The organism is Streptomyces sp. NPDC033270 (assembly GCF_055576575.1).
Genome location: NZ_JBVIRA010000017.1, coordinates 122,210 through 145,440 on the forward strand (window position 1 = coordinate 122,210; position 23,231 = coordinate 145,440).

Consider the following 23,231-nt stretch of genomic DNA (forward strand, 5'->3'; position numbering starts at 1 on the left):
TGACGCCCCCCCGCCCACCCCCCCCCCCCCCCCCCCCCCTCCCCCCCCCCCCCCCCCCCCCCCCCCCCCCCCCCCACGGCGGTCGGCCGCCCGGCGTCAGGTCACCGGGTCGTGCCCCAGGTCGATGTCGCACTCGCTCCGCCCGGCGGCTCCCACGCTCACCGAGGCGGCCACCGGCGGATAGCCGCCGGCGATCAGCGTGTAGGCGCCGCCGTCGAGGTCGGTGAGGGCATACGCACCGTCCCGGTCGCTGGTGGTGGTGCGCACCACGTGGCCCGCCGGGTCCAGCAGGGTCACCCGGGCGTCGTCCACCGGGCCGCCGTCCGCCGTGCGGATGGTGCCGCGGAGCCGGGTTCCCGGCCTGAGCCGGACCCGGTACCGGTTGCGGCTGCCGGCGGCCACCTCGGCCTGGAGGGCGGCCGGGCGGTGGTGCTCCGCGCTGACGGCCAGGGTGTAGCCGCCCGGCGCCAGTTCGTCGAAGGCGAAGCCCCCGTCCCGGCCGGTCCGGTCCGAGGCCACGACCTCGCCGCGTACGTCGGTGACCACGACGAGCGCGTCGGGCACCGGGCCGTCGCCGCGCTCCGTACGGACCTCACCGGTCAGGCCCGCCCCGCCGCCGAGGGTCAGGTCGTAGGGCAGGGGCTGCCCGCCCACCACGACGGTCACCGCCTGCGGCTGTCGGGCGTCGGCGGAGGCGATCAGCACATAGGTGCCGGCGCCGGTCACGGGCACGGTGTAGCCGCCGTCGGCCGCGGTCGAGGTACGGCCGAGCTGCCGGCCGCCGACGCTGACCAGGGTGAGCGCGGCGTCCGCCACCGGCCGGCCGGCGCCGTCCCGTACGGTGCCGTGGAGCGACGGGCCGGCCGGGCCGGTTCCGGTCGCGGTGGCCGCGGGGGGCTCGGCCCGCACCGGCGCGGCGTCCACGGCGTCGGCGGCCTCCGCCTCCGCGCGTGCCTGCAGCCCGGACACCTGCCGCAGCGGCACCTCCTTGATGAACCACATCAGCAGGAAGGCCAGCGCGACGACGACCGCGCCGATCAGGAACACGGTGTGCATCGACTCGGCGAAGCCGCGCTTGAACGGCTCGGCGAGCCGCGGGTCGAGGTGCTGGATGAACGACGAATCGCTGAGCACGCCGGAGGAGTCGCCGTTGCCCTGGTGCCCGAGCGTGTCCAGTACGGGCTTGTTGGCGGGGTCGCGCAGTACGGCGGGGTCGTGCAGCGCGGCCTGGAAGCGCTCGGTGGACGCCGCGCTGCGGAAAGCCGCGGAGATCTTGTCACCGACCGTGCTGAACAGCACCGACAGGAAGACCGCGGTACCGGCGGTGGCGCCCATCTGCCGGAAGAACGTGGACGAGGCGGTCGCCACCCCCATGTCCTGCGGCGGCACCGTGTTCTGCACGGCGAGCACCAGGCTCTGCAGACAGCCGCCCAGGCCGAGGCCGAAGACCAGCATGGCGGCCATGGTCTCCCACAGCGGGGTGTCCCACTGGACGCGGAGGTGGAAGAGCAGCATCCCCGCGACCATCAGCGCGGTGCCGATGAGCGGGAAGACCTTGTAGCGGCCGGTCTTGGCGGTGATCTGGCCCGACGCGATCGAGGCGATGATCATGCCGGCCATCAGCGGGAGCATCTGCAGGCCCGACGTGGTGGGGCTGGCGCCCTTCACGATCTGGAGGTACTGCGGGATCAGCAGCATCCCGCCGAACATGCCCATGCCGATCAGCACGGACAGCAGGCTGATCGTGCTGAAGGTGCCGTTGCGGAACAGCCGCATCGGAATCAGCGCGTCGTCGCCGGTCCGCCGCTCGACGAGGATCCAGGCGAGGATGCCGACGGCGCCGACGGCGTAACAGGCGAGGGCGCGGGAGGAGTCCCAGCCCCACTCCCGGCCCTGCTCGGCGACGAGCAGCAGCGGGACCACGCCGACGGAGAGGGTCAGCGCCCCCCACCAGTCGATGCGGTGGTCGCGCCGGGTGTGCGGGAGGTTGAGGACCTTGGCCACGACGAACAGCGCGATGACGCCGATCGGTACGTTGACCAGGAAGACCCAGCGCCAGCCGGTGATGCCCAGCAGCTGGTCCTGGCCGGCGAGGGCACCGCCGATCAGCGGGCCGGCGACGCTGGAGGTCGCGAAGGTGCCCAGCATGTAGCCCTGGTACCGGGCGCGTTCCCGGGGCGGGACGATGTCACCGATGATCGCCAGCGCCAGCGACATCAGCCCGCCGGCGCCCAGGCCCTGCACCGCCCGGAACGCGGCGAGTCCGGTCATCGAGGTGGAGAAGGTGCACAGCACCGAGCCCACGACGAAGACGCTGATGGCGGCCAGGTAGTACGGCTTGCGGCCGTGCAGGTCGGACAGTTTGCCGTAGAGCGGCGTGGCGACGGTCGAGGTGATCAGATAGGCGGTGGTCGCCCAGGCCTGCTGGCTCAGGCCGTGCAGATCGTCGGCGATGGTCCGGATGGAGGTGCTGACGATGGTCTGGTCGAGTGCGGCGAGGAACATCCCCAGCATCAAGCCGCTGAGAATGGTGAGGATCTGACGGTGCGGCAGGAGCCCCGGCCCGGGTATCTCCCGGACTCCGGCTTCGGGTGGGGAGGTGGCTGTGCTCATGTACGTATCTCTCCCTGCTCCACAGCCGCGCCCTGGACTCCCCCGGGACCCGGCCGTGTGTGGTGTCGTGCTGCCTGTCCTCGTCGAGACGGCCCGGCGGCCGGATCCACTCGGCCCGGCCGTCGGGGGGAAAACCACGGATCACGGAGCGCGGCCCGTGCGGTGTCGCGCTGACGGCGGTGGTGTGCGAAGGCGCCCCGCCCCGCACTGCCTGTACGTGGCAAGGTTAGCGGGCCCGGGGCGCCCCGGCGGTGCGCCGCACCTCCAACTTCCCGGTGGACGAGGGCGGTTGGGGTCGGCCGGAGGTGTTCACCCGGCACCGGCCGCACACCGCTCCTCGTCCTTGACCACGGTCAGCGTGATCTGCCGCCCCTTCAGGGGCGTGCCCGGCGCCGGCTGCTGGCCGCAGACCTTCCAGGAGGCCGGCCACAGCACATGGCGGCCCGCGCCGCGGCCGTCCCTGAACCGGATGCCGGTGTCGTAGTCCAGCGTCTGGAAGGCGTCGACCAGGCCCCGGCCGGTCACGTCGGGCATGGTGCGTCCGTCGGCGTGGGCGAGTCCGGCCAGGGCCAGCGCGGACAGGGCCAGGGCGGCGGCGGTGCCGGCCTGTGCGGTGCGGGTCCTTGCGGTCCGGTGCTTCGCGGTGAGGGTGCGGTTCGTCGCGGTGAGGTTGTCGTTCACCACTGGGGAACGATCTTTGCCGAGGACGGTCACTTGCGGGCCGCGGGCCGCTGCTCCTGGGCGCCCACCAGGTCCCGGGCCAGTGCGACGCGGGAGAGCAGCAGGGCGCCCCACAGGACCAGGGCGATGCCCAGCGCCTCGGGGAGCAGCCACCAGCCGGTCCGGATGCGTTCGTCGAACAGGGTGACGCCCAGGGACAGGCTCACCAGCGCGTCGCCGAGCGTGTCCACCGGCTGCGAGGCCGTCAACGGGCCGGACTGCATGGCGTTTTCGTAGAGGAACAGCGCCAGCACTCCGACGAGTGCGAAGCCGTAGGTCTGCCAGGAGGCGAAGAACGCGCCGGGGCCGCCGGTCTCCCAGGCGTAGGTGGCGTCCTTCATCAGGGCCGCGGTGAGGGCGTAGGCGATCGCGGCCGCCGCGGCGAAGCAGGCCGCACGCACGCCGCCCGCGCCCCGGCGCAGCGCGGCGCCGACCGCCGTGGCGATCACCGCGGCGCAGACCACGAGGGCGGGCACCCAGCGCCCGAACGGGGCGCGGGCGGTGCCGACGGTGGGCGCGGCGGCGGCGAGCGCGGACCCCAGGCCGACGACGATCAGCGCCACGCCGGTCCAGCCGACGCGAGAGATCCGTCCGCCGAGGATCAGCCGTCCGATGAGCAGGGTCAGCGGCAGTTCGAGGACGAAGATCGGCTGGACCACCGACAGCGCGCCCTGCGACAGCGCCAGCGCCTGGAAGCAGGCGGCGGCGATGACCGCGAGCATCCCACCGAGCCAGGCGGCGCGGTGCAGCAGATCGACGAGCAGGCCCAGGCGCAGCCTGGAGGAGAGCGGGATGGTGCGCGCGGCGTGGCGCTGCAGCGCCGTGGCCAGACCGTTGCTGGCCGCCGCGAGCAGCGCGAACAGCACGGACGGCCATACGCTCATGCGTCCTCCTCGTGCGCCGTTGCCCGCCGTCGACGCTAACGGGACGGCGGCGGGGACCGGCCGACGACACGGGTGCGGCGGCCGCGGGCACTGCGCCGGACGGCGGTATCCGGTGCGCCCGGCCGCCGCGCACGAGGTGGCGCAAATACCCTCGGCAGGCTCGAAACAGCAGGTCAGAGCCGCTTTCCGGCGGGCTGTGGGTGGCGCAACATTGCGGCAACACCACTGCCCGGGATGCCTCGGTATGGTCCACCGCAGGCCGCTTAGGACCGCGGCGGCCGGCTCTCGCGGGGCCGGTCGCGCCGCACGACCCGAGCCCCTTCGCCCCGTTCCCCCGTGCCCCCTGCCGTTCCTGCCTTGGAGACCGCCATGTCCCTGGTACCCCAACGGGCCGACGTGCCCGTGACCATCGACGAGTCGAAGTGCATCGACGGCTGCACCCTCTGCGTCGACATGTGCCCGCTCGACTCGCTCGCCATCGACCCGGCCAGCGACAAGGCGTACATGCACGTCGACGAGTGCTGGTACTGCGGCCCGTGCGCCGCTCGCTGCCCCACCGGCGCGGTCACCGTCAACATGCCCTACCTGCTGCGATGAGAGGCACCATCATGGAGATCCCCGCTCTGGACTCCGCCGAGGAACTGTCCTGCGACGTCCTCGTCATCGGCGGCGGCACGGCCGGCACCATGGCCGCGCTCACCGCCGCCGAACACGGCGCGTCGGTCCTGCTGCTGGAGAAGGCGCACGTGCGCCACTCCGGTGCGCTGGCCATGGGCATGGACGGCGTCAACAACGCGGTGGTCCCCGGGCGGGCCGAGCCCGACGACTACGTCGCCGAGATCACCCGCGCCAACGACGGCGTCGTCGACCAGTCCACCGTCCGCCAGACCGCCACCCGCGGCTATGCGATGGTGCGGCGGCTGGAGTCGTACGGCGTGAAGTTCGAGAAGGACGAGCACGGGGCGTACGCGCTCCGGCAGGTGCACCGCTCCGGCTCGTATGTGCTGCCGATGCCGGAGGGCAAGGACGTCAAGAAGGTGCTCTACCGGCAGCTGCGCCGCCGCGAGATGCGCGAACGCATCCGGATCGAGAACCGGGTGATGCCGGTGCGCGTCCTGACCGGCCCCGACGGCCGGGCGATCGGGGCGGCGGGCTTCCACACCCGCACCGGTGGCTTCGTCACGGTCCGGGCGGGCGCGGTGATCCTCGCCACCGGTGCCTGCGGCCGCCTCGGCCTGCCGGCCTCCGGATACCTCTACGGCACCTACGAGAACCCCACCAACGCGGGCGACGGCTATGCCATGGCGTACCACGCGGGCGCCGAGCTGACCGGTATCGAGTGCTTCCAGATCAATCCGCTGATCAAGGACTACAACGGCCCGGCCTGCGCCTATGTCGCCAACCCCTTCGGCGGCTACCAGGTCAACCGGCACGGCGAGCGGTTCGTGGAGTCCGACTACTGGTCGGGGCAGATGATGGCCGAGTTCGCGGCCGAGACCGCCTCCGAACGAGGACCGGTCTACCTCAAGCTCAGTCACCTCCCCGAGGAGTCGGTGGCCGCGCTGGAGACGATCCTGCACACCACCGAGCGGCCCACCCGCGGCACCTTCCACGCCGGGCGCGGGCACGACTACCGCACCCACGACGTGGAGATGCACATCTCCGAGATCGGGCTGTGCGGCGGCCATTCGGCGTCCGGTGTCCGCGTCGACGACCACGCCCGCACCACCGTGCCCCGGCTGTACGCGGCCGGTGACCTGGCCTGCGTCCCGCACAACTACATGATCGGCGCGTTTGTGTACGGCGACCTGGCGGGCGCGGACGCCGCCCGATTCCGCGCGTACGAGGGCGAGTTGCCCGCGGATCAGCTGCGGGACGCCCATGAGCTGATCTACCGGCCGCTGCGCCGTCCCGACGGCCCGCCGCAGCCGCAGGTCGAGTACAAGCTGCGGCGGTTCGTCAACGACTACGTCGCCCCGCCCAAGAGCGGCGCCCGGCTGTCGCTGGCCGTCGAACACTTCGAGCGGATGCGCGCCGAGATCGCCGGCATGGGCGCCCGCACCCCGCACGAGCTGATGCGCTGCGCCGAGGTCGACTTCATCCGCGACTGCGCCGAGATGGCCGCCCGCTCGTCGCTGGCCCGTACCGAGTCCCGCTGGGGCCTCTACCACCAGCGCACCGACCATCCGCAGACCCACGACGGCGACTGGCTGTGCCACCTTGACCTGCGGAAGTCCGCCACGGGGCGGATGGAGTTCACCGCCCGTCCGGTGGCGCCCTATCTCGTCCCGGTCGACGGGTACGCCCCGGCGGGCGGCGCCGCCCGCTTCCTCGGCGAGGTCCATCCGGAGCAGGTCGCGACGGCGGGGCGGCGGGATACGCCGCCGGTGGGTTCCGTGCCCCGGCCCGGGAAGGCCGGGCGCGCCGCCGAGCCCGGGCCCGCTCCCGGCGCCCCCTCGCCACGGATCCTCGAACTGCTGGCCCTCGCCGAGGACCAGCCGGACCTGACGGCGCTCGGCCCGTACCTCGCCGACCCCGACCCCGTCGTACGCCGCGCGGCGCTCGACGCGCTCACCGAGAGCGTGCCGCCGGGCACCGGCCCGGCCCTCGCCGCCGCGCTCGCCGACACCGACGCCGCCGTGCGGGCGGCGGCCGCCGCCTCGCTCCGCGAACTGGTCGAGGTGCTGGTGCCGGATCCGGGGCTGCGCGCGCCGCTGGCCGCCGCGGCAGGCGGTCCCGACCCGCTCGTACGGTCGTCGGCCGTGGACGTGCTGCGCGCGCTCCGCCTCGGCGACCGTCCCCTGTTCGCCGCCGCGCTCGCCGACCCCGCCGTGGACGTCCGCATCCAGGCCGTCCGCGCGCTGGTCTCCGTGGACGCCGCCGACGAGCTCCGGCGGGCCGCGAAGGACGCCTCCCGCGAGGTCCGGGTGGCGGCCGCGCACGCCCTGGGCACGGTCGGCGGCGCGGCCGACCTGGCGGCGCTGCTGCACGACGAGGACGTCCTGGTCCGGGCCGCGGCGCTCGGGGCGCTGGCCACGACCGGCTGCCCGCCGCCGTACGAGGCGCCGGTTGTCGCGGCGCTCGGCGACGCGGCCTGGCAGGTCCGGGCCGGCGCCGCGCGGGCCCTGGCCGCCGCCCGTCCCGAGACCGCCGTGGCCGCGCTGCGCGCCGCCCTCCGCGACGGCCACGCCGACGTCCGCAAGGCCGCCGTGCTGGCGCTGCGGGCCCACGTCGGGCGCGCGGACGCCCGCGGCGCGCTGGCCGAGGTCGCCGACGACCCGGACGCCGATGTGCGCGCCTACGCCCGGCTCGCCTCGAAGGGGTGACACACGTTCGGGCCCTCCCGGTGGCCCCTCGGTCCCCGCGGCTGAAGGCTGGGGGCCGAGGGTCCGTCCGTCGCGCGCAAGGAGTTCCCGATGGCCCCCACGTACCGCTACGACGACCTCAGCGCCCTGTTCGTCAACTGCACGCTGAAGCGTTCCCCGGAGACGAGCAACACCGAGGGGCTGGTCGACAAGAGCCGCGCCCTGATGGCGGCGAACGGGGTGGCCACCGAGGTGGTCCGCGCCGTCGACCATGACATCGCCACCGGGGTGTGGCCGGACATGACGGAGCACGGCTGGGCATCCGACGCCTGGCCGGAGCTGTACGCGAAGGTGCTGGCCGCTGACGTCCTGGTGCTCTGCGGGCCGATCTGGCTCGGCGACAACAGCTCCGTGATGAAGCGGGTCGTCGAGCGGCTCTACGCCTGTTCCAGCGTGCTCAACGACCGTGGCCAGTACGCCTATTACGGCCGGGTGGGCGGCTGTCTGATCACCGGCAACGAGGACGGGATCAAGCACTGCGCCATGAACGTCCTCTACAGCCTCCAGCACCTCGGCTACACGATTCCGCCGCAGGCCGACGCCGGCTGGATCGGCGAGGCCGGGCCCGGCCCCTCGTATCTGGATCCGGGCTCGGGCGGTCCGGACAACGACTTCACCAACCGCAACACCACGTTCATGACGTGGAACCTGATGCATCTCGCGGCGATGCTCAAGCGGGCCGGCGGCATCCCGGCGCACGGCAACCAGCGCACCGAGTGGGACGCCGGCTGCCGACCGGACTCCGCCAACCCCGAGCACCGCTGAGCGCCGGGGACCTGGGCCGCGCGGCATGCCGAACGATCCGCTCCCCTCCTACTCCACCCGATGGCCCCGCTACGTCGAGTTCGCTCCGGGCGTCCTGGCCACCGGCGGGCTGATCTGGGACACGCTGTCGCCGCAGGAGTACTGGGGCGATCCCATGCTGACGGCGGCCAGTGTGACGGCCGGTGCGCTGCTCTCGCTCCGGCACACCCTCGTGATCGGCGTGGTGATCATCGTCGGCGTCGCCGCGCTGACGGTGAAGGACGGCACCGCCGGCGACATCGTGGGCTATCTGGAGCTGATCAACACGGTCTTCGCCGCGCTCATGGGGGTCGGCGTCAACTGGGTGATCGCCCGCCACGGACACACTTTGGACGTCATGCGCACGGTCGCGGAGGCCGCCCAGCGCGCCGTGCTGCCCGCGCCGCCGGAGCGCATCGGTCCACTGGCCATCGCGGCGCGCTACCAGGCCGCCCAGAGCGGGGCCCGGATCGGCGGCGACGCCTATGCGGTGCAGCGCACTCCGTTCGGCGTCCGGCTGCTGATCGCCGACGTCCGCGGCAAGGGGCTGGACGCGGTGAGCGCGGTGTCGGTGCTGCTGGGCGCCTTCCGCGAGGCGGCCGAGGAGGAGCCGGGGCTGCCCGCGCTCGCCGACCGGATGGAGCGCGCGCTGCTGCGGGAGAGCGAGCAGACCTCCGAGGAGGTCCGACTCGAAGGCTTCATCACGGCCCTGATCTGCGAGATCCGGCCGCAGGGCGACGGGCTGCGGCTGCTGAACTGCGGCCACCCCGCACCATATCTCTGCCACGACACCGAGGTCCGGGAGCTGGAGACCGGCGATCCGGGGCTGCCCCTGGGCATGGGCGGGCTGGGCGTGGCGCGGCCGGAACCGGCCGACCGGCCCTTCCCGGCGGGCGGCACTCTGCTGCTGGTCACCGATGGCGTGACCGAGGCCCGGGACCGCACCGGAGCGTTCTACGACCCCGCGGCGCAGCTCGCCGGCCGGGGCCCGTTCCGGGAGCCGCGAGAGGTCATCGACCTCCTGGCGCGGGAGGTCGCGAGCTGGACCGGCGGGCCCCGCGACGACGACATGGCGATGCTCGCGATCACCCGTCAGCCGATGCCGGCGCCGAATCTCCTCGTGTGATACGGGCCTTGTGGGGCGAGAAATGAGAAGATCGATCCGAGCATCAGCATCCGCACCGAGCGAGCCATCGCTCCCGCGCAGATCGGAGTTGATGTGTCCGACAACAGATCAGCACTGCACAACGGATCCGCACTCCACGACAGTTCGCCACGGCACGACAGATCGGCGGCGCACAACAGATCGGCCCTGCTGAGTCAGCGCGCCGCCGTCATCCTCCTCCTGGGTGCCCTCACCGCCCTCGGAGCCGGAGTGCTCACCTGCTTCAACGGCGGCACGCTGGCGTCCGCGGCCCTCGTCGGCGGCGCGGCCTTCGGCGCCGGCGTCACCTTCTTCCATACGGTCATCGACTGAGCCGTCCACCGATCCGGCCGCCCGGCGCCTCGCCGCAGCACACACGCCCTGGTGGGCGGTCGGCCGGGCAAGACCCTGGGCCGTGCCCCGGGCCGCCGGGGGTGGGCGGGCACCACCGGGATTATTGAAGGAGAAATCACCCATCGGCGTGCGCTGCCGGGCCGGGCCGCGCGGGCCGAGTGGTGCATCGGCGGAATTCGCGGCCCCGTATACGCTGCGCCGCCGCACCTCAAGTGCCAGACTTGAGGCACCGCGCCCGGCCGCCGGCCGGGGCCCTTGTCGCCGAGGGGAACATCATGACCTGGGCATCTTGGACCACTGTCGGGATCCACGCCCTACCCGGCGCGGTTCGCACCGAGGAGATCGGCGTGATCAACGGCGACCTGACCATCCATACGACCTGGTCGGAGAACCTGGCCCATGTGGCCGTGCAGCACACCGGGTCCTCGGACTGGTACACCATGGTCGGCAGCCCCGTCCCGTGCCCGTCCGAAGAGGCCAGCCGCAGCTTCCACCAGGCCGTGGTCGAGGCCGTACGGGGCGGGGAGCGGGCCGACGCCTCCCTTGAGGAGCTCTTCGATCCGCAGGGGGCGGCCGCCGCGGCGGATCAGACGGGCCGCCCGAAGAGCGACTCCTAGGGTCCCCTCCGACGGGTCAGGTCAGGGCCGGACCGGCCCTGGCTTCCGCGCTGCCCGTCTCGATCGCCCGCCGTCTCGACCGATCGCCCGCCGCCTCGTTCGGCATCCACTCGGCGCGTAGCGACGCCGCTGCTCAGCGTGCACCCGCCGCGACGCCCCGCCCGTCAGGGCACCCGCCTCCCCGTGCGGTAACCGCACCGCTCCCGGTTGCGCCCCGGCGCGTACCGACGCGCCTTTGGTGACGGTCTAGGGGGATTCGCGCGCTCATCGGCCCGGCCACCGGCAATTTCCCGCCGGTGGCCGGGCAACCTTTTCGCGCCTCTTCATGTCTGTGGAGACAGACCACAATTGGTCACCTCGCGGCTACCCAAAGGTGATCAATTGTCAAATTTAGACCACAAATCTCGAATACTGATCATTTAACTTTACATGCCCATGCCAGGGCATACAGGGTTTGCGCGGGGTCACACGGCCCCCGCGGTGCACAACGACACCGCGTGTACGGGCGGTTGGCCTGTCGACCGCCCCCGCAGCGCTAAGGACCCCCATCAGTGCGTAGACCCCACATACGCAGCCGCCGCCTGGCCATAGCCGTCGCGGTGGCCACGGCCGCGACCCTCACGGCCGGTGCGGCGACCGCCGTCGGCGCGACCAGCGCGGCTCCGCGAACCCAGACCCCCTCCTCGACTCCCGCTTCCGACAAGGTCGTTGACGCGGCACGTGCGGCCGCGTACGCACACGCCACGGCCACCGGAGTCGGCAAGCAGGACACTCTCAAGGCCACCGACACGATGGTCGACCCGGACGGCCGGCAGCATGTCCGTTTCGTCCGGACGCACCGTGGACTGCCGGTGCTCGGCGGCGACCTCGTCGTCCATCTGACCGCCACCTCGGCGTACGAGGGCGTGACCCGGGCCTTCGACCACAAGGTCGACGTGCGCACCACGGACCCGAAGCTGTCGGCCGATCAGGCCCGGTCCAAGGCCGCCACCGTGGCCAAGGGCGACGCCGGCGAGCCCGAACTGATCCTGGCCGCCCGGGACGACCGGACGACGCTGGCCTATCAGGTGCAGGTCGACGACAGCCGCACCGCCGAGGCCGGCGGCGCCCGTACGGTCGTCCTCGACGCGGCCACCGGGGCGGTGCTCAGCAACACCCCGGCGAACGACTCGTTCCTCTCCCCCGCCCTCCTGGACAAGCTGCGCGAGCGGGGCGAGCGGCTCAACCCCGTGACCGGGCTGCTGGCTCCCCCCGCGCCCGCCGCGGGCAAGGCGGCCAAGGCCCCCGGCTTCCCGACCACGGCCAAGGGAACCGGCTCGTCCCTCTTCGTCGGCAGTGTGCCGCTGTCGACCACCCAGACGGCGAAGAAGTCCTTCACCCTCAAGGACCCCACCCGCGGCAACACCGAGACCCGGGACGCCGGCGACAAGGAGGTGGAGAAGTTCACCGGCGGCAAGGCGTTCACCTCCGCCACCAACCGCTGGGGCAACGGCACCACGAGCGACCGGGCCACCGCCGCCGTGGACGCCCAGTACGGCATCACCAGCACCCTGGACTTCTACAAGAAGACCTTCGGCCGCAAGGGCATCAAGAACGACGGCCGCGGCGCCCGCGCCCTGGTGCACTTCGGCAAGAAGGTCGGCAACGCCTTCTGGTCCTCGGACTGCGGCTGCATGTTCTACGGCGACGGTGACGGCAGGACCTTCGCCAAGCCGCTGGTCGTCCTGGACGTCACCGGCCATGAGCTCAGCCACGGCGTCGTCGACGCGACCGCCAACCTCCAGCCCACCCGCGTCGACGCCGAGGGCAACCAGTTCGGCGAACCCGGCTCGCTCAACGAGTCGCTGGCGGACATCTTCGGCAGCGCGGTGGAGTTCGCCACCGACAACCCCAAGAACCCGCCGAACTACCTGATGGGCGAGAAGCTCGGCCTGGAGCAGAAGTTCCTGCGCCGTCTGGACAAGCCGTCCCTCGACAAGCTGGAGGGCACCGTCGACTACTGGTCGAAGGAGTCCTACGACACCGAGGTGCACGCCGGCTCCGGCGTCTCCTCGCACGCCTACTACCTGCTCGCCGAGGGCAGCGGGAAGAAGACGATCGGCGGGGTGGCCTACGACTCCCCCACCTACAACGGCTCCAAGGTGACCGGCATCGGCCGGAGCAAGGCGACGGCGATCTTCTACCGGGCGCTGACCCGGTACATGGTCTCCACGACCGACTTCCACGACGCCCGGACCGCGACGCTGCACGCGGCCAAGGATCTGTACGGCGCGCGGAGCACCGAGTACAAGACGGTGGCCAAGGCCTGGGCCGCGGTGAACGTGACGGCGGCCAACGCTCCGTCAGCCAAGCACTGAGCACGGGCCCCGGCTCGTGTGGTGCCCCCGCCGTCCGGCGGGGGCACCGTGCGTTTTCCGGGCCGCCGGTCCTCGACCTCACGGCCCGCCTGCGCCTACGTTTGAGCCCATGATCACCGATCGCGCCGCCGGGAAACGGGCTCTGGGCTATCCGGCGGCGGCGGGCGTGTTCGCCGTCGGCATGGCCGGTACGACGCTGCCGACCCCGCTGTACGGGCTCTACCGCGAGCAGCTCGGCTTCTCCGAACTGATGGTGACCGTGGTCTTCGCCGTCTACGCCCTCGGCGTGATCACCGTTCTCCTCCTCGCGGGCAACCTCTCGGACGAGACGGGCCGGCGCCCGGTGCTGCTGTGTGCCCTGGGGCTGTCGGCGGCGAGCGCGCTGTGCTTCCTCTTCGAGGGCGGGCTGCCGCTGTTGCTGGTGGGGCGGGTGCTGTCCGGGTTCGCCGCCGGCCTGTTCAGCGGCGCCGCCACCGCGGCCGTGCTGGAGCTGGCGAAGCCCGGCCAGGAGGCACACGCCGGATTCGCCGCGACCGCCGCGAACATGGGCGGCCTGGGCTGCGGCCCTCTGCTGTCCGGGCTGCTGGCCCAGTACACGCCCTGGCCGCTGGCCCTGCCGTTCCTGGTGCACCTGGTGCTGGTGGCCATGGCGGCCGCGGTGACCTGGTTCCTGCCGGAGACCGTCGCGCACCCCCACCGGCCCCGCACCCTGCGGCCCCAGGGCCTCCACGTCCCGCCCCAGGTACGCGGGGTCTTCGCCCCCTCGGCCGTTGCCGCCTTCGCCGGATTCGCGCTGCTGGGCCTGTTCACCGCCGTCGCACCGGCCTTCGTCAGCCAGACCCTGGACGAGCACAACCTGGCCGTCACCGGATCGGTCGTCTTCACGGTGTTCCTGGCATCGACCGCCGGACAGCTGCTGACCGGACGGATCGGCGTGCGCAGAGCCCTGCCGGTCGGCTGCCTGGTCCTGGTGGTGGGGCTGTCGCTGGTGGCCACCTCCCTGGCCGTCACCGCACTGCCCGTCCTGGTCGTCGGCGCGGTCTGCGGCGGCACCGGCCAGGGGCTGGCCTTCCGCGCCGGCCTGACCGCGGTGGGCGACGCGGCCCCGCCCGCGCACCGCGGCGGCACCATCTCGGCCTTCTTCCTCGTCGCCTACCTCGGTATCTCCCTACCGGTCGTCGGTGTCGGGGCGCTCACCCTGGAGCTCGGCCTGCGCGGGGCGGGCCTGACCTTCTCCGCGTGCGTCATCGTGCTCGCGGTGGCCGTCGGCCTGTACGTACTGCGGCGGCCGCTCCCGGACACCGACTGAGGGCACCCGGCCGGGGGCCGCCCACCGCTCAGGCCCCGCCGACCGCCCCCGCCCCGGCCGCGAGCCGTACCCGGAGCTCCGTCGGCCCGCGGGTGAAGACCCCGGCGTCGGCGGGCTGGCTGCCGTCCGCGAAGGCCATGGCGGGGAAGGCGTCGAGCAGCTGGTTGACCGCGGTCTCCACCTCGGCCATGGCCAGCAGGGCGCCTACGCAGAAGTGCCGGCCGAGGCCGAAGGCCACATGGTCGGCGGCGGCGCTGAAGGCGTGGGACGGGGTCAGGTCGGTGCGGAAGAGGTCGAACGAGTCGGGCCGGGCGTACCGGCTCTCGTCGCGGTGGGCGGCACCGATCAGACAGGTGACCGTGGCGCCAGCGGGGACGGTGCCGCCGCTGAGGGTGACGTCCGCGGCGGGCTGCCGCATGATCATCTGGACGGGCGGGGTGTAGCGCAGCGTCTCGGCGAAGGCGGCCGGCACCAGCGACCGGTCGGCGCGTACCGCCGCGAGCTGCTCGGGGTGGGAGAGCAGATGGCGGAAGATCAGCCCGATGGCCTTGTCGGTGGTCTCGCCGCCGGCGGCGAGCAGCAGGCTGACGAACGCGGTGATGTCCTGATCGGTCATCCGGATGCCGTCGATCTCCGCGGTGCAGAGCCTGGAGAGCAGGTCGCCGCCGGGTGCGGCGCGGCGTTGTCGAATGATCGGACGCAGATACCCGGCGAGTTCCTCGCCCGCGCGCCGGCCCGCGGCGGCGACCTCGGGGTCCTGGGCGAGGTTGGACAGGAAGGCCACGACCGCCGCGTACCAGCCGTGGAAGCGGTCGTGGTCGGCCCGGTCCAGTGCGAGCATGTCGACGATCACGTTGACCGGGAAGCGGGTCGCGAACCTCGCCACCAGGTCGGTCTCCGCCGCGCCGCGGAAGGCGTCGATCAGCTCGCGGGCGTTGCGCTCGATGACCGGCCGGAACGTCTCGCGCAGCTCCCGGCCGCGGAAGGCCGGGGCCACCAGGGCGCGGCGTACGGCGTGTTCGTGGCCGCTCATCTGCGGGAGGGTGCGGCCACCGTGCGCCGGCTCGATCTGCCAGTCGTAGTTGTCGCTGGTGAACACCGGCTCGCGAAAAGCCCGTTCCACGTCCTCGTACCGCGAGATCAGATAGCTGTCGATGCCCTTGTGGTACAGCAGCGGATAGTGCTCGCGCAGGATGCGGTAGGCGGGGTACGGGTCGGCCGCGAACCCGGGTGACAGGATGTCGGGCGGCTGCGGGATGCTGGTCACACCGCGCGACGCTAGGGGGCGCCGGTGGCTTCGTCCAGGGGGCGTCGGCGGTGTGCGGAGGCGGCCGGGGCGCGCCAGGGTCCCGGGCGGACGCGTCAGTCGTCGCGGGCGGACCGCAGGCGCGCGGCCTCGCGGGGCGCGTTCTCGTTGAGCCGGCCGGCGCGGGAACCCGCGAGCTTCTCGGACAGGTGCCGGCCGACCGTGGTGGGCGGGTAGAGCGGCTCGGTGCCGGCCGGTACGCAGCCGGGCAGGCAGCTGATCTCCGCGTCCCAGTTGCCGTCGTGGAAGTAGGCGGCGGAGCGGCGCCTGACGACCCGTCCCGCGTCGTCGGTGGGCGGCAGGACCCGGTGCATGGTCGACAGCCAGCGGCCGTTGGTCCAACGGGCCAGCAGATCGCCGAGGTTGACCAGCAGGCAGCCGGGCTCGGGCAGTACGTCGTGCCAGTCGCCGCGGGTGTCGAGGATCTGCAGTCCCGGTACGCGGTCGGCCCACAGCACGGTGACGATGCCGTAGTCGGTGTGCGCGCCCATCCCCATCTGGTCACGGTCGAGGACGGTCTCCCGTGCGGGGAGCGGGTAGTGGTTCATGCGCAGCACGTCGAGGGAGTGATCGGTGAACGGGACGAAGTAGCCCTCCTCCAGGCCCAGCGCATGCGCGAAGATCCCGGTCAGCTGCCGGGTGAGTTGGCCGGCCCGGGCGCACCACTCCTCCACCGCCTGGCGGAAGCCCGGCAGGGACGGCCAGATGTTGGCCGGGTACAGCGCTTCGGGGAGCCCCAGGCCCGGATAGGCGGACGCTTCGGAGCCGACGTTGAAGGCCTCGAAGAGGTCCTCGGCGGCCGTGGGCACGCCCAGGCTCAGGCTGAGCCTCTCGGTGCGGGGCGGGGTGTAGCCGCGGTTGATGTCCGGGGACGGCGGCCGCAGTTGCTTCTTGTCCTCCAGCGGGAGCGCGAAGAACGCGTCCAGCGCGTCGGCGAAGGCCCGCACCGTGGCCTCGGGGATCCCGTGCCCGCGCAGCTGCAGGAAGCCGACGGTGCTCGCCGCCCGGTCGACGGCCGTCGCGAGGGCGGCGCGGTGGCCGTCGGCGCCGGTGTGCCAGTCGGTGATGTCGATGACGGGTACCTCCAGTACGCCGTCGACTTCGGTGGCCCTGCCCTCGGTCCTGCCCATCGTGAGGCCGTCCTTCCTCGCCCGGTGCTCCGCCAAAGGCGCGGCCCACCCTGTGTCGTCCAAGATTTCACTGAACGCTGCACCAAAAGGCGCGGTCGGAACGAGCCGATCCGCGCCGCAGACATGGATACCCGAGGCAGCCATGGAATAGCGGGCGCGGCTCGCCAGGCGCCGGCAACGGCCGTGGCCACCGCACCGGTTTCCGCTAGGTGGAGATCACTTCCTCCACCAGCCGGGTCAGCTGCTGCGAGGGCGCGACCTCGAGTTCCTGCTGCAGCAGCTCGCGGTAGGTGCGGTACCGCTTGAGCGCGCAGGCGATGTTGCCCTCGGCGATATGGATCTCCACGACGATGCGGTGGGCGGTCTCCCTGATCGGATCGATGGCGATCGCGGTCAGCGCCGTCTGGAGGGCGGGCAGGTACTCCCCCGCCGTCTGGAGTTGCTGGGCGAGGCTTTCGAGGGCGTGCAGCCGTGCCTGGTCCCAGCGCTCACGCTCCAGCATGAGCCAGTCGTCCGGCCAGCCCGGCAGTAACTCCCGGTTCAGCTCGCCCACCAATGCGTCGCAGTCCGCCGGCAGCGGGCTCAGCCCGGCGATCACCCGCTGGGCCGTCTTCCGCATCGCGTCCAGGTCGACGTCCACCGAGGGCGAGAGCCGCAGGCGTTGACCGGCGCTGTCGATGACGGTCGCGGACCGGATCCGCCGGACCGGGCACAGCGCCGACCGCAGATTCGCCGCCGCCCGGCTGGGTGTGCAGTCGGGCCAGAGCTGCTCGGCGGCCGCCCCTCGGTAGACGCCGTGCTTCTGCAGGGCCAGTAGGGCCAACAGGCGCTGGGCTCCCAGGGGGAGGGGGATGCGGCTTCCGGCGTATGCGAACTCGAAGGTCCTAAGTAGTTCCAGGTACGCGCTGTTCGAATTCACAAGCTCCACTCTGCGACCGGCGGCTGCATCGCGCATCCGGATATGCCGCAGGCATCGCGTTCACCGGCTGTTCGCGCGCCGTTCGAGCATCGCCGTCGGCCGGTTTCGTCGGGTGGGTCGAGGCGGTCTGACCGGCCAGTCAACGGCTCGGAGATGAACCAGAGACGTTTGCGGAACGCCCTTTGGACAATCCGGGGGACGCCCGCCGGACGGGCCGGCCCGAGTCTGGTCCTGAACGGCACCCGTGACCTGAGCCCTTGGCGGAGAGGGGGGCCGGATGGAAGCCCGATCGGTCCTTGCACGCCTGCCGGTGCGCGAGGACGAGCTGCTCGGTGACGCCCGGGTGTGCATCGCCGTACTGGACGGTCCGGTGGACCTGTCCCACCCCTGCCTCGCCGACGCGGATCTGACCAGGCTCGACACCCTTGTCGAGGAGCCCGCCGGAAGCGGGCCGATGTCGCTGCACGGCACACACGTCACCAGCCTGCTCTTCGGCGGGCCCGGCAGCGTCGTCTCCGGCCTGGCCCCGAAGTGCCGGGGGCTGCTGCTCCCGGTGTTCCGGGACTCGGAGAAAGGCCGCGTCCCGCAGCTGGACTTGGCCAGGGCGATCGAGCGGGCCGTCCAGGAGGGCGCCCACATCATCAACATCAGCGGTGGCGAACGCACACCGGACGCCCAGGCGGACAGCCTGCTGGAACGGGCGCTGCGGCTCTGCGACGACCACGGCGTCCTGGTCGTCGCCGCGGTCGGCAACGACGGATGCGACTGTCTGCAGGTCCCGGCTGCCGTGTCGTCGGTGCTCGCGGTCGGAGCGCTGGGCACCGACGGCGAACCACTGAAGATCAACAACTGGGGCGCCGCCTACCGCACGAACGGGGTCCTGGCCCCCGGCCAGGACATCGAGGGCGCCGCGCCCGGCGGCGGCCGCGCGGCGCTCACCGGCAGCAGCTTCGCCACCCCCCTGGTATCGGGGGTTGCCGCGCTGCTCGTGGGCGCTCAGGTGCACGCGGGGCGCGAGGCGGACCCCAAGGCGGCGGCCGAGGCCATCCTCAAGACCGCCGCCACGGCCCCGTGCTCCCCCGATGACGCCCCTCAGTGCCGCCGTCGCCTGGTCGGCACCCTGGACGCCGCGCGCGCGTATGACCTCGTCACGGGGCGAAGTGACACCACGGCGCGAAGTGACACGTCCGTGACGTCTTCCGACGTGACAGCGGTCCTGTCCGGGACCACACCGCACAGCGCGTACCGGACGCAGCTCCTTGCCCCCGAACCGGGAGTCAACGCCGCCGGTGCACTCCCTTCGCCCGGGACGTCCCCCACGCAGGCACCGCCGACCAAGGCGCCCTCCGGCGGGCCGTCCCCCTCGGAATCGACAGAGGGAATCAATGCCATGGACACCGACCACACGGACATCGCCGCGGACGAGCCGGCGGAGACCACCGACGAGGAGGAAATCCCCCAGACCCCTCCGGAGCCCCCTGACCAGGTATCCGGGACGTCCGCAGTGGAGACGTCCGGTGCGGAGTCGATGGAAGGAGACAGTGCCATGGAAAGCAACGGCGTGGACGTCCCCGTGCGGGAGACGACCGGGGCCACGGATGACGAGGGCACCAGGCCCCTGGCTCCGCCCGAACCGGCAGGTGTCGGCAGTGGGCAAGGGGGCGGGGTGCGTCCGGCCTGCGGGGGCGGCACGCACGGCTCGTGCGAGTGCAGCACAAAACCGGGCTCGCGGCAGCTCGTCTACGCGATCGGCACCATCGGGTTCGACTTCCAGACCGAGGCGCGCAGGGACACCTTCCGCCAGGCGATGCCCCCGACCCCAGGTGAACCGAGTCCGGACGGTAAGCCGACCACCATCCAGCCCAAGGTGTACGACCCCATACAGCTCAGCGACTACCTGGCGCTGAATCCATGGGAATCGGACAAGCTGACCTGGACGCTCGAACTGGACCGCACGCCGATCTACGCCTTGGAGGCCGAGGCGCCGGCCGGGATGGACTGGGGCGGGCCGATACCGAAGCCGGCCCAGGTGAAGCGCGCCGCGCAGGAGGCGGCGACCGACCCGGACAAGCTGGCACAGCTCCTGATCGACCACTCCTACCCTCCGGTGTCGACGATCTACAAGACCTTCCGGGACGCGATCGTGGGCCAGGTCCAGGACCCCAAGGATCCGAACCTCATCACTCGGGTGTCGATCCCCGGAGTGCTCACCGACCGAACGGTTCGGCTGTTCTCCGGGCAGTACGTACCCGTCGTCGAGGTATGGAGCCGAGGGGTCGCCACGTGGAACGAGAACGCGCTGGTCAAGGCGGTGGTCAAAGAAGTCACCAAACAAACGGACACCGGCAAGAAGACGAGCGCCATCTCCCAAGAGGACCTCGAAACGACGGTCCGGGCGCTGCTGGACAAGGTCTACTACCAGTTCCGCAACCTCGGCCAGAGCTCCGCCGACCGGGCCATGAACTACGCCGGGACCAACGCGTTCCAAGCGGCGAGCGCCATCGCCGAAGGCCTGCTGTCGGCCAAATTCGTCCCGGGGTCGAGCAACAACTTCTACGCGCTGGACACCGTCACCGTCGCCAAGAGCCCGTACTGCCGTATCGGCTCGGACTGCCAGGACGTCGTCGTCACCTTCATGGACCCCGAGGACGACCGCCGCGCGAAGGTGAACTACCTGTTCACGATCGATGTGAGCGACATACCTCCGGTCAGCCTGGCGCCGTCCCACAGGTTCCTCGGCGATATCTGAGCTTTCCCACGACGACGAGAACAAGGAGGCGAGCAGGCCATGAACGAGTACCCGGACGAGCGACCGAAGATCGCGCTCCCCGTACAGGCCCCACCGGTTCACCGGGACGGCTGGAGCTCTGCGGCCGCAGCGGACACCGCGGACGGCGTCGAAGCGTCGCTGCGCTGCGCGGACTTGAAGGGAATGGCCCGGCAGATCTGTTACTCCCAAGGCGGCCTGTCGGAGTGACGGGAGCGCACCATGACCGATCGGACGGTCCCGGAAGTCGCCAGATCACCGCCGGCGCCGCTGCGCGGGGAGCGAAAGGCGCCGGCGGACCCCTTCTGCCGACGTGACGCCACGAAGTGAAGGAAGGCAACGATGATTGACCGGATGGAGCGAGCGACGGACCGGCCGAAGAGGCCCGCCGCCCTGGAGATGCCGCGGCAGGCGCCGCCCGTCGACCGCAACGGAACGACCACAGGTGCCCACAGCGACACCTCCGGCGTCGAGGCGGACGGATTCCTCACCAACATCCTCGCCAAGATGCTCCCGATCTGAGCTGTCACGGCGCCGGTGTGGCGGTGTGCACCGGTCACCGGCGCCGCGACACCCGTCGCCGGCATGACGTGAAGACGTCCTGACGGCACGACACAAGGAAGGGCACGATGATCCAGCAGCCCGAACGAGACGTGGAAAGGCCGCTCAGGCCCGCCACGCTGGAGATGCCACGGCAGGCGCCGCCCATCGACCGCAACGGAACGACCACAGGTGCCCACAGCGACACCTCCGGCGTCGAGGCGGACGGGCTCCTCACCTCGCTGATCTCCAAGTTCCTCCCGATCTGAGCAGTCATCGGGCTGGTGACCGCGGCCTGACCGGGCCACCGGCCGGTGACTCCCGGAGGCCGGCATGTGACCGCATGGCGGCATGACGAAAGGAAGGCCATGAAGATTGACCGGACCGAACGCGATGTGGACCGGCCTGCCAGGGCCGCTACGTTGGAGATGCCACGACAGGCGCCGCCCATCGACCGCAGCAGCACCGCGGCCGCCGGCACCTACGGGGACGCCACGGGCGTCGAGGCGGACGGGTTCTTCGACACGCTCACCAAGATCCTCCAGATCTGAGCCCGTACCCGCGCCGGTGGCCGCGGACCGCACCGGTCACCGGCGCACACCCGGCACGCGGCGGACGGGAGAGAAACCATGCAGCTCAACTTGCCGGTCCAGCGAGTGATCGACCGCTCATTGCCCTACGAGCAGTTCCTCGTCACACGCCCGTTCACGGAGCCCGACGGAACACCCAGCCTCAAGAAGAAACAGGTCGGCGGCTACTACGGCCACGACGTCGGTGACCCGAGCCCACTCCTGTGCCTCAACCCTCAGGGCGAGGAATGCCAAGCCGTCCTGGGCTCCGCGTGGGGATGCCTGCTCTGATCCGCAGGCCGCAACCGGTGCCGTAGCGAGCGGGGCGGCCCCGGCACCGGCCGGCCGAACTCCGGCCGCCCCGAGACGAACGGAGTTGCTGTCATGGTGGCTCTCAGCACGGCGATCGCCTGGCCGAAGGTCGTCAACTCGCCGCAGCTCGACAAGGTGTATCTCTTCTTCGACGACGACACCTACCACCGCTACAACGCGGTGACCGACGCCTTTGAACAAGGCTCACTGGATGTGCGGACGAACTGGCCGAAGCTCGACGGCTCGCCCAACGCCTTTGTGTGGTGGGGCGCCGATACGGCCTATGCCCTCACCGGCAAGACGTATGTGCGCTATGACCACCGCACGGGCAAGACCGATCCAGCGTTCCTGCCGCCGAACCCGCCCTCCACGCTGGCCGACGACTGGGCGGGCCTGCCCGACGGCTCGGACGGCGGGATGAACTGGCAGAAGGGCATCGACACCGCGGTGAACTGGGGCAACGGCAAGCTGTATCTGTTCAAGGGTGATGAGTACGTTCGCTATGACATCACCGCCGACAGCGTCGACCCCGGCTATCCGCTCAAGATCGCCGACCAATGGCCCGGAGTGTTCAGTGCGAACCTGACAGCCGCGCTCTACCCCGGAGGCCGGTTCGCCTACTTCTTCCGCGGCGACGCCTACCAGCGCTACGACGTGGACGCCGACGTCGTCGACGACAGCGGCACGCTCGCCGGCTTCAGCCTCGCGCCGACACCGTCGGGTGCCCTGATGCCGGCCCGGCTCCTCACCCCCGTTCAGGCCAACCGGCTGATGGCGGACCTGATCCGCCGCCACAAACTCACCCTCAAGAGCCCGGTCTTCGTGGACGGGCCGACGGGGATCGTGTCACCGACCCCCGATCAGCACGTGACCGTCGGACCGCCGACACTTGGCGGCATCAGATACACCAATGCCCTCAACCCGGGGGCAGCCTTCTTCGACAACGTCGACCAGCGGATGCTGTTGGCCCTTTACCGGCTGACCCGATGGCTCAACTCCTCCCATCCCGACGTGGCAGAGCTGTTCCACCTGGGTATCGGCCATGGCATCGGTCCGCCCAACGACTGCCACAACCAAGGCCGCGCGCTCGATCTGTCGGCCATCGGCGGGGAGGTGGACGGCACCCCCTTCAAGAAGTCCATCAAGACCGACTGGGGAGATCTGCCACCGCGCCCGGGCAGCAGCATCCGCATCGACCCGTCCGTCGACGCGCTGGCGTACGGCCTGTTCACCACGGCGTTCCGGTGCGGCACGTACGAATGCGAGGGCAACGCCGTCGGCCCCGACAACAGGTGGCCGATGCCGAGGCTCGGCGACAAAGGCTTCGTCCTCTACCCCGATCACGCCGACCCCGCGATCCGAGTGGGTCACCGAGATCATCTCCACATGCAGATCGGCCCCAAGCTCGGCTGATGCGCGTCGGGGGGGGGGGGGGGGGGGGGGGGGGGGGGGGGGGGGGGGGGGGGGGGGGGGGGGGGGGGGGGGGGGGGGGGGCGGGAGACTCCCTCACGCCGCCCACCCAGATCCCCCCGTGAGCGTTTC

Annotated in this window: 21 protein-coding genes; 15 read left to right on the plus strand and 6 right to left on the minus strand. The window is 71.8% G+C overall.

Annotated elements, in window-relative coordinates:
- Positions 1-96: 96 nt before the first annotated feature.
- The 3 genes from ACZ5XZ_RS23555 to ACZ5XZ_RS23565 form a co-directional block, all read right to left on the minus strand.
- Complete coding sequence (locus tag ACZ5XZ_RS23555; RefSeq protein ID WP_468981134.1) at positions 97-2,613, minus strand: MFS transporter; 2,517 nt, start codon at positions 2,611-2,613, stop codon at positions 97-99.
- Between the two features lie 309 nt (positions 2,614-2,922).
- Positions 2,923-3,297 (minus strand): PASTA domain-containing protein, encoded by a 375-nt coding sequence (locus tag ACZ5XZ_RS23560; protein ID WP_468981136.1) that lies wholly within the window; start codon positions 3,295-3,297, stop codon positions 2,923-2,925.
- 26 nt (positions 3,298-3,323) lie between these two features.
- Positions 3,324-4,217 (minus strand): DMT family transporter, encoded by an 894-nt coding sequence (locus tag ACZ5XZ_RS23565; protein WP_468981139.1) that lies wholly within the window; start codon positions 4,215-4,217, stop codon positions 3,324-3,326.
- 369 nt (positions 4,218-4,586) lie between these two features.
- Here ACZ5XZ_RS23565 and ACZ5XZ_RS23570 point away from each other — a divergent pair, with 369 nt between their 5' ends.
- The 8 genes from ACZ5XZ_RS23570 to ACZ5XZ_RS23605 all read left to right on the plus strand — a co-directional run bounded on the left by ACZ5XZ_RS23570 (position 4,587) and on the right by ACZ5XZ_RS23605 (position 14,146).
- Positions 4,587-4,814 (plus strand): 4Fe-4S dicluster domain-containing protein, encoded by a 228-nt coding sequence (locus ACZ5XZ_RS23570; RefSeq protein ID WP_468981140.1) that lies wholly within the window; start codon positions 4,587-4,589, stop codon positions 4,812-4,814.
- A gap of 11 nt (positions 4,815-4,825) precedes the next feature.
- The gene (locus ACZ5XZ_RS23575; protein WP_468981267.1) at positions 4,826-7,543 is read left to right on the plus strand and encodes a fumarate reductase/succinate dehydrogenase flavoprotein subunit; all 2,718 of its coding nucleotides are present in this window, start codon (positions 4,826-4,828) and stop codon (positions 7,541-7,543) included.
- 90 nt (positions 7,544-7,633) lie between these two features.
- Positions 7,634-8,347: a flavodoxin family protein gene (locus ACZ5XZ_RS23580; RefSeq protein ID WP_468981143.1), complete on the plus strand. Its 714-nt coding sequence runs from the start codon at positions 7,634-7,636 to the stop codon at positions 8,345-8,347.
- A gap of 25 nt (positions 8,348-8,372) precedes the next feature.
- On the plus strand, positions 8,373-9,491 hold the full coding sequence (locus ACZ5XZ_RS23585) for a PP2C family protein-serine/threonine phosphatase (RefSeq protein ID WP_468981145.1): 1,119 nt from the start codon (positions 8,373-8,375) through the stop codon (positions 9,489-9,491).
- Positions 9,492-9,584: 93 nt separating this feature from the next.
- Positions 9,585-9,842, plus strand: coding sequence for a hypothetical protein (locus ACZ5XZ_RS23590; RefSeq protein WP_468981147.1), 258 nt, complete (start codon positions 9,585-9,587; stop codon positions 9,840-9,842).
- A 296-nt stretch (positions 9,843-10,138) separates the two neighbouring features.
- Positions 10,139-10,480 carry a hypothetical protein gene (locus tag ACZ5XZ_RS23595; protein WP_468981150.1) on the plus strand — a complete coding sequence of 114 codons (342 nt, stop codon included), beginning with the start codon at positions 10,139-10,141 and terminating at the stop codon, positions 10,478-10,480.
- A 551-nt stretch (positions 10,481-11,031) separates the two neighbouring features.
- Positions 11,032-12,837 carry a M4 family metallopeptidase gene (locus tag ACZ5XZ_RS23600; protein WP_468981153.1) on the plus strand — a complete coding sequence of 602 codons (1,806 nt, stop codon included), beginning with the start codon at positions 11,032-11,034 and terminating at the stop codon, positions 12,835-12,837.
- Between the two features lie 109 nt (positions 12,838-12,946).
- On the plus strand, positions 12,947-14,146 hold the full coding sequence (locus ACZ5XZ_RS23605; protein ID WP_468981156.1) for an MFS transporter: 1,200 nt from the start codon (positions 12,947-12,949) through the stop codon (positions 14,144-14,146).
- A 28-nt stretch (positions 14,147-14,174) separates the two neighbouring features.
- On the opposite strand, the gene ACZ5XZ_RS23610 is transcribed toward ACZ5XZ_RS23605, so the two are convergent.
- The 3 genes from ACZ5XZ_RS23610 to ACZ5XZ_RS23620 all read right to left on the minus strand — a co-directional run bounded on the left by ACZ5XZ_RS23610 (position 14,175) and on the right by ACZ5XZ_RS23620 (position 17,501).
- Entirely contained in the window at positions 14,175-15,413 is a 1,239-nt protein-coding gene (locus ACZ5XZ_RS23610; protein WP_468981158.1) for a cytochrome P450, read from the minus strand.
- A 95-nt stretch (positions 15,414-15,508) separates the two neighbouring features.
- On the minus strand, positions 15,509-16,582 hold the full coding sequence (locus tag ACZ5XZ_RS23615; RefSeq protein ID WP_468981160.1) for an isopenicillin N synthase family dioxygenase: 1,074 nt from the start codon (positions 16,580-16,582) through the stop codon (positions 15,509-15,511).
- Between the two features lie 205 nt (positions 16,583-16,787).
- Positions 16,788-17,501 carry an AfsR/SARP family transcriptional regulator gene (locus tag ACZ5XZ_RS23620; RefSeq protein WP_468981162.1) on the minus strand — a complete coding sequence of 238 codons (714 nt, stop codon included), beginning with the start codon at positions 17,499-17,501 and terminating at the stop codon, positions 16,788-16,790.
- Positions 17,502-17,778: 277 nt separating this feature from the next.
- Between ACZ5XZ_RS23620 and ACZ5XZ_RS23625 the strand changes: the two genes are divergently transcribed.
- From ACZ5XZ_RS23625 to ACZ5XZ_RS23655, 7 genes are all read left to right on the plus strand, one after another.
- Entirely contained in the window at positions 17,779-20,250 is a 2,472-nt protein-coding gene (locus ACZ5XZ_RS23625; RefSeq protein ID WP_468981164.1) for a cyanobactin maturation protease PatG family protein, read from the plus strand.
- Between the two features lie 39 nt (positions 20,251-20,289).
- Positions 20,290-20,478 (plus strand): hypothetical protein, encoded by a 189-nt coding sequence (locus tag ACZ5XZ_RS23630; protein WP_468981166.1) that lies wholly within the window; start codon positions 20,290-20,292, stop codon positions 20,476-20,478.
- 144 nt (positions 20,479-20,622) lie between these two features.
- Entirely contained in the window at positions 20,623-20,790 is a 168-nt protein-coding gene (locus ACZ5XZ_RS23635) for a hypothetical protein (protein WP_468981167.1), read from the plus strand.
- A gap of 107 nt (positions 20,791-20,897) precedes the next feature.
- The gene (locus ACZ5XZ_RS23640; RefSeq protein ID WP_468981169.1) at positions 20,898-21,077 is read left to right on the plus strand and encodes a hypothetical protein; all 180 of its coding nucleotides are present in this window, start codon (positions 20,898-20,900) and stop codon (positions 21,075-21,077) included.
- A 99-nt stretch (positions 21,078-21,176) separates the two neighbouring features.
- On the plus strand, positions 21,177-21,359 hold the full coding sequence (locus ACZ5XZ_RS23645; protein WP_468981171.1) for a hypothetical protein: 183 nt from the start codon (positions 21,177-21,179) through the stop codon (positions 21,357-21,359).
- Positions 21,360-21,437: 78 nt separating this feature from the next.
- On the plus strand, positions 21,438-21,668 hold the full coding sequence (locus ACZ5XZ_RS23650; protein WP_468981172.1) for a hypothetical protein: 231 nt from the start codon (positions 21,438-21,440) through the stop codon (positions 21,666-21,668).
- Between the two features lie 93 nt (positions 21,669-21,761).
- Positions 21,762-23,102, plus strand: a complete 1,341-nt coding sequence (locus tag ACZ5XZ_RS23655; protein ID WP_468981175.1) for a hemopexin repeat-containing protein — start codon at positions 21,762-21,764, stop codon at positions 23,100-23,102.
- Positions 23,103-23,231 lie beyond the last annotated feature (129 nt).